This window comes from Dapis purpurea BLCC-M126, assembly GCF_050015975.1.
GTDB lineage: Bacteria > Cyanobacteriota > Cyanobacteriia > Cyanobacteriales > Microcoleaceae > Trichodesmium.
The window spans coordinates 1-6,835 of sequence record NZ_JBNHER010000041.1; the positions used below are offsets into that span (position 1 = coordinate 1).

The 6,835-nt window shown below is 35.6% G+C and carries 5 protein-coding genes; 4 read left to right on the plus strand and 1 reads right to left on the minus strand.

What is annotated here, in order from left to right:
• Positions 1 to 637 precede the first annotated feature (637 nt).
• The gene (gene ppk1, locus ACP6PL_RS04485) at positions 638 to 2,800 is read left to right on the plus strand and encodes a polyphosphate kinase 1 (RefSeq protein ID WP_426542978.1); all 2,163 of its coding nucleotides are present in this window, start codon (positions 638 to 640) and stop codon (positions 2,798 to 2,800) included.
• A 204-nt stretch (positions 2,801 to 3,004) separates the two neighbouring features.
• On the plus strand, positions 3,005 to 4,477 hold the full coding sequence (gene drt5, locus ACP6PL_RS04490; RefSeq protein ID WP_426542980.1) for an antiviral reverse transcriptase Drt5: 1,473 nt from the start codon (positions 3,005 to 3,007) through the stop codon (positions 4,475 to 4,477).
• Positions 4,478 to 4,515: 38 nt separating this feature from the next.
• Here drt5 and ACP6PL_RS04495 read toward each other — a convergent pair whose 3' ends face one another.
• Positions 4,516 to 5,070: a Uma2 family endonuclease gene (locus ACP6PL_RS04495; RefSeq protein WP_426542982.1), complete on the minus strand. Its 555-nt coding sequence runs from the start codon at positions 5,068 to 5,070 to the stop codon at positions 4,516 to 4,518.
• Positions 5,071 to 5,276: 206 nt separating this feature from the next.
• Here ACP6PL_RS04495 and ACP6PL_RS04500 point away from each other — a divergent pair, with 206 nt between their 5' ends.
• Together ACP6PL_RS04500 and ACP6PL_RS04505 are read left to right on the plus strand one after the other, a co-directional pair.
• Positions 5,277 to 5,447 (plus strand): hypothetical protein, encoded by a 171-nt coding sequence (locus tag ACP6PL_RS04500; protein ID WP_426542984.1) that lies wholly within the window; start codon positions 5,277 to 5,279, stop codon positions 5,445 to 5,447.
• 145 nt (positions 5,448 to 5,592) lie between these two features.
• A complete protein-coding gene (locus ACP6PL_RS04505; RefSeq protein ID WP_426542986.1) occupies positions 5,593 to 6,798 on the plus strand; it encodes an RNA-guided endonuclease InsQ/TnpB family protein in 1,206 nt (401 codons plus the stop codon).
• Positions 6,799 to 6,835: the final 37 nt, after the last annotated feature.

Genomic DNA, 6,835 nt, shown 5'->3' on the forward strand with positions numbered 1-6,835 from the left:
CCTAACTCCTAGCTAACGCGCATATTTATAAAGATACGCTTAGGGGTTCTATAAGCTGAATGCTACTTCAAGCATAGTCATTATCATGCATATTACACCCTAAGTATTCAGCTATGAGAGGTAATATCTTATACCAATTCACTTTAAGGATGTCACAAATAATTTCCAACTGTAAATCTCAAGTAATTGCCTGAAACTGTTGTTTTGTGAGAGTTTTTAGCCTATCAAATCTGGCATTCTCAATTCTCAATTCTGAATTCTCAATTTAGTGAAAGGGTATTAGGTTTTTAATGAATGAAGCAACCTTGGTTTAAAGGTAATGAAGCTGTTAAGGTAGTTCTTCTGCAAGAGGCTAACTGAATGCTGACCGCTTAATGCTTACATCATCATTACTTAAACATTTATTTACCAAAGCATAACTTATCTAGATAAATATTTTAACTGGGTTAAAATTGACCGCACTATTTAAACTATTTCATCTGGTAATAAGTTTTAACCTTAACAGCAATTTAACTAGACTCATCAAAGGTTCTAATTACACTGTCAATTCTTAGAAAAAGTAGACTTTACAAGTTATCCAGACTACCTTAAAATCAATGTAAATTTAAACCAATATCAATAGATAGCCTAATTAATTATGTCCAAAAATAAAAAGAATGCAACAGAAACTCCTGTAGACAAAAATCTCAGTGACCGACAATACTACTTTAACAGAGAATTTAGTTGGTTAGAGTTTAACCGTAGGGTTTTATCTGAAGGTTTAGACCCCCGTACTCCCCTATTAGAACGTTTAAAATTTTTAGGAATTTTTAGTTCTAACTTAGATGAATATTTTATGGTTAGGGTAGCAGTTTTGAAAAAACAAATAGAAGCTGAAGTACATAAGTTAACTCCTGACGGTCGTACTCCCCAAGAACAATTAGATGGGATTAATCAAAGACTATTACCAATAGTATCTTTACAACACCAATTCTTTGAAGAAACCTTACGACCAGAATTGGGTAAAAATGGCATTTATATCCTAAATTATATAGACCTAAAGAAAGAACAAAAAACATATCTACAAAACTATTTTGAAGAACACATATTTCCTGTACTTACACCTCTAGCTATTGATGCTAGTCATCCTTTTCCTTATTTATCTAATCTTAGTTTTAACTTAGCAGTAATGCTAAAAAATCCAGAAACTCAGGAAGATTTATTAGCCAGAATTAAAGTTCCAAAAATATTACCTCGGTTTTTGCCCTTACCAGAAAAATTACAAATACAAGAAAACATTCAGGCTCCAAATTGGATAGGAGTACCTCTCGAACAAGTCATTGCTCACAATTTGGGTTCTCTGTTTCCTGGTATGGATATTCAGGAATATCACTTATTTCGGATTACTCGTGATGCTGACTTAGCAGTGCAAGAAGATGAGGGTGATGACTTACTCTTAGCGATCCAGAAAGAACTACGAAAACAGCGTATAGGTGGTACAGTAGTCAGAATGGAAATTAACCCAACAATGCCTAGTAAGTTAAAAAAAATATTAATGGAAAAGTTGGAGTTGTCAGAAAAGGATGTTTACACAGTAGATGGATTACTCGATCTAAAAGATTTAATGTCATTCCTAGGGTTGCCATTACCAAACCTTAAAGATCCAAGTTGGACATCTACTATGCCACAACGGTTACGACATCATGGTGACGATATAGGAGCTGCTGACATTAATAACAAGAATAGGATTGACTTTTTTGCAGCCATTCGTGAGAAAGATTTATTGGTACATCATCCATATCATTCTTTTGCAAGTACCGTGCAAGGTTTTATTACCCAAGCAGCACACGATCCTAATGTATTGGCGATTAAGATGACTCTCTACCGCACTTCAGGAGATTCGCCTATTGTCAATGCTTTGATTGCTGGGGCAGAAAATGGCAAACAAGTTGCAGCATTGGTGGAATTGAAGGCAAGATTTGATGAAGAAAATAACATTCAATGGGCGCGGAAGTTAGAACAATCTGGCGTTCATGTTGTTTATGGTTTAGCAGGTCTGAAAACTCATACTAAAGTAGTGATGGTGGTACGTCAGGAGGAAGGTCACATCCGTCGTTATGTTCATATTGGTACTGGTAACTATAATCCTAAGACCGCTAAACTTTATACCGATTTGGGTTTGTTGAGTTGTCGCCCAGAGTTGGGAGCAGATTTAGCAGATTTGTTTAATTTCTTGACGGGATATTCCCGGCAGCAGTCTTATCGGAAGTTGTTGGTGGCACCTGTGAATATGCGCGATCGCTTTATCAAACTGATTCGTCGGGAAATTGAGAATTGCAAAGATGGAGATACTGGTCGTATTGTTGCTAAGATGAACTCTTTGGTAGACTCTGAAATCATTGCTAATTTGTATGCAGCGTCTCAAGCAGGAGTGAAAATTGATTTGATTATCCGTGGTATTTGTTGTCTGCGTCCCGGTTTGAAGGATATGAGTGAAAATATTAAGGTGGTGAGTATTATCGGGCGTTATTTAGAACACTCACGCATTTTCTACTTCCATAATAAAGGTAAGGAGGAGGTGTATATTGGTTCTGCTGACTGGATGCCTCGTAATCTCGATCGCCGGGTTGAAGCTATTACACCTGTCGAAGATCCTGACCTCACGAAAGAGTTACAAGAGATTCTGGGTATTTTGTTATCTGACAACCGCCAAGCTTGGGATTTACAAGCAGACGGTCAGTATATTCAGCGTCGTCCTAGCGATAATTCTCCCGAACTTGGTTCCCATAAAATTTTGATGGAAACTGTAGCCCATAGTTAGAGAGAGGGGGAAGTGTGGGGATTTTCTATGGAATTTCCCTACTGGTAAATTTGGTATAATGAGTCAGGAAATGGGATATTATGGCTGAAATAGTGGCGGATGATACAAAACACTTCTTAAAATAACATTGTAATAATCTGCTAGTGTATGAATAGATATCTCAACTTAAAATGACGGGATAATTCTAGTCTAATTTTAATCAATATGAATAATGAAGTAAATAATTCAGTATCTAAGTTTATTTTAGATGATTTGAAGAGAACATTATTTCCATTAAACTTGAGTGAGTATATAGCTAAGAATGGTCAATCACATCTTTCAGATTTTATCAATAAAATATACTCTGGTCAAGAAAATTTTATTTCACAGATAAGGGTTTATTCAGATAAACCTAATCGAGCAGTCAGAAGAACCTTGAAATTAGATCCCGTTGCTGAGTGGTATATTTATGATATTGCATATCAATATAGGAATAAATTCCGACTATTGAAAAATAGTAATAGATGTACTTATGGATATATTTTCCGAGATGGTAAGCCAGTTCCAGGCAGAGAATCATATAAGGAATTCAAGGAAAATTATTACAATTGTAGAAATGAATTTAAATATTTAATGGAACTGGATATTGCAAATTATTTCAACAGCATTTATCATCACGATCTTCAAAATTGGTTTAAAATATTGAGTGAGAATGATAATGATGCTAAATTTTTCGGTAAGTTCCTAAGAGAGATTAATTCAGGTCGTTCTATTGATTGTTTACCTCAAGGTATATATCCATGTAAAATGATTGGAAATTCTTATTTACAATACATAGATTATAACGGTGGTTTACGCTCGGAAAGCTATTTAAGATTTATGGATGACTTTGCATTATTTGATAACGATCAATCTACTCTATATGAAGATTTGTACAAAATGCAAATTCTACTAGGAAACAAAGGTTTGTCTATTAATGAAGCTAAACTCAAGCTTCCCTTAGAATCAAATATTTATTACCTAAAAAAAATTGATGATACAAAAGTTGAACTTTTAAAAATCCGTGAAAATTTATTACAAGATTACGATGAAATTGATGATAATAACTACATATCTTTAACTACAGAGCAAAGGGATTTTATTTTGGATATTTTGAGTAACGATCCTATAACTGAAGAAGATGCTGAACTTACACTTACTCTAATGGGGGAGCAATGGGAAGATGTTTTCGATCAAATATTAGGTATAGCTTTTGAATACCCAAATCTAGCCAAAAGTTGCTACAATTTTTTCCAGTCTGCTTCCTTTGATGCTCGAGAAAGTGTAGCTCGGGTTATTTTACAGAAGGTGAAGTCGGGCGAACACCTAACAGAGTATCAGCTATTTTGGATGGCTAAAATGTGTGAAGACTTTTTAATGGAGACTAAGGTTACTGGTGAACTCTTACATCAACTTTATGAGCATCGTTCAGCAACTGATACTTCTCGTGCGAAACTCCTTGAGATTCAAAGTTCAAAACATGGACTCCCTGAACTAAGACAACCTCATTTGACAAATGGATCGTTAACTTGGTTATCTTGGTGTGCTGCAATTGGTTCATTAGCTGAAGTTAAAGCGTGGAGAAACCACTACCTACAGTATTTTAAAAAAGCTTCAACTATTAATTGTTTAATTGGAGAAGTTATATCTGGTTTGTAATCTAAAGTTTATATATTTCAGAGCGATCGCCTCCCAACTTACTCCCCAAATAATCTCTCCACCGAAACTTCCACATCACTAAACGCCAACGGTACAACTACCCCCTGACTCAAAATTTCTTGCGACTCATAACCTGCATCAGTAGGAGAACGAAAAATTACAACTTCCCTATCTAACAAATTAATCACCCAATATTCTCGAATACCTGCCGCAGCATAAATCTTGCTCTTCACTTCCAAATCTTTAGTCAAGCTAGAATTAGAATACTCTATCAACCAAAATATATTTTCTGGATAGGGATGATGTTCACGATAATCTCTGCCTAAACGTTCTACAATTGCGATATCTGGTTCCGGTTCAGAATTACTTTGTGGCAAAGTTATAGGTTTACCTTGACGCACTTTAGCACGTTCCCCTAACAGATATATCAAATATTCTCCTGCCTCATCACTGCTATAAGCATGAAATTCTCCCTCCGGTGCCATTTCCACAATTTCTCCATTCAGTAACTCCACACGGCGTCCGACTAATATTCCTGCTGCAATCATCTGATGATATTCTGCAACTGTCCACTTGGCAAGAGTCAAAGTCATTGCGATCGCTCCTTTTATTTGATAGTTTTATCTTAATCCACACTCTTAAATTTTTTTATCAAGATTGTCTATAACTTTATAGTAAAATTGAAGTAATAACACTAATAAAAAGATTGAATGACCAAAAAATAAGGTCTCAAGCCTCTACCTTTAGCTGAAGGTACTGTTAATGAAGTTCCTCCGAAGGAGGCTAACTGATAACTAAAATGACTACTAGAGAATGTCCTAAATGTAACACTAAATTTAAACTGCCTTCCATATCTATTCCTATCATACTGCCACCAACAGGTAAAGATTATGAGTGGGTAGACAGTAGCGAAATACTTACTTGTCCCCATTGTAATGCGACTCTCACAGTATGGGTAATTAACTGTTAAACTTAAACTGTAGAAAATAGTTGTCAAACGTAGAAAAGTATTGTAATATTAAACAGTTAATAGAAAGCGTAAATTTAGGCAATGAATAATTTCGAGCATTATAGTAATCACGGGCGAGGGTAACAAAATTTGAGTAGACAGAGCCATGAAAGTTGTTGACAGACATATAATTATACGAACACATCAGTATTGGCAGGTGTGCGATGAGTTAGCTTTTAAGTCAAAAAACCTGTATAACTTGGCTAACTATCACTGTCGTCAGCATTTTTTCACGACAGGTCAAAGTCTTGATCTAACTAAACTGTACCACACCACTAAAGATACGGATGCTTATAGATCCTTGCCAACTAAAGTATCAAAACAAATAATAAAATGCTTGATTGCAACTTGGCGTGGCTATTTTCAAGCTATAAAAGAATGGTCAAAACATCCACAAAGGTTTCTAGGTAAACCCAAAATACCAAAGTATAAGGACAAAACCAAAGGCCGAAATGTAGTTATCTACTCAAAAGAGTCTGTATATAAAGCACCACTAAAGAACGGTATTTGTCACTTATCTATGAGTTATATCAAAATACCTGTAGTGGTTGAGTCTGTAGTTGAAGTCAGGATAGTACCTGCAACTGGCTGCTATGTAATTGAAGTTGTGTATGAAAAAACTGAACAACAACCGATAGAGTCTAAATATGTAGCAGGAATAGATTTAGGGATTGATAGATTAGTTGCTCTAGCTACAAACAAGCCTGGTGTGAAACCTCTGCTTGTTAATGGGAAGCCACTAAAAAGCGTCAATCAGCTATACAACAAGCGAAAAGCTAAATATCAAAGTGTTCTCAAGGGCCAGAGAAAAACTAGCCGTAAGATTGAAGCGTTAACCTATCACCGAAATCGTTTTGTGGAGAATTATCTGCATAACACCAGTTTCTTAGTGGTTGAGTATTTAACCACAAATGATATTGGTACTGTAGTCATAGGCAAAAATGATAATTGGAAACAAGGTGCAAACATCGGCAAAAAAAACAATCAAAACTTTGCCCAAATACCTCACTCTAAGCTAATTCAACAGATAACTTATAAATGCCAACTGGTTGGCATCAAAGTTATTGAAACTGAAGAAAGTTATACCAGTAAAACTTCAGCACTAGACTTAGAAACACCTTGTCAGCATCAAAACTATTTAGGTAAACGAGTCAAACGTGGTTTGTTCAGAAGTTCAACAGGTAAAGTGATCAATGCTGACGTTAATGGTAGCCTTCAGATAATTAGAAAGAAATTCCCAGGGGCATTTACTGCCGAGGGAATAGTGAGCTGTGCCGTACAGCCAGTATTGGTTAATCCAATATCAAGATAAAAGCTGTTTCATTTTTCTACAGTTTTTTTCGTACGGT

What these genes read in the sequence shown, in the direction of transcription:
- drt5 (WP_426542980.1), top strand. Translation starts at nt 3,005, where the DNA reads ATGAATAATGAAGTAAATAATTCAGTATCTAAGTTTATTTTAGATGAT.
- ACP6PL_RS04495 (WP_426542982.1), bottom strand. Translation starts at nt 5,070, where the DNA reads ATGACTTTGACTCTTGCCAAGTGGACAGTTGCAGAATATCATCAGATG.
- ppk1 (WP_426542978.1), top strand. Translation starts at nt 638, where the DNA reads ATGTCCAAAAATAAAAAGAATGCAACAGAAACTCCTGTAGACAAAAAT.
- ACP6PL_RS04505 (WP_426542986.1), top strand. Translation starts at nt 5,593, where the DNA reads ATGAAAGTTGTTGACAGACATATAATTATACGAACACATCAGTATTGG.
- ACP6PL_RS04500 (WP_426542984.1), top strand. Translation starts at nt 5,277, where the DNA reads ATGACTACTAGAGAATGTCCTAAATGTAACACTAAATTTAAACTGCCT.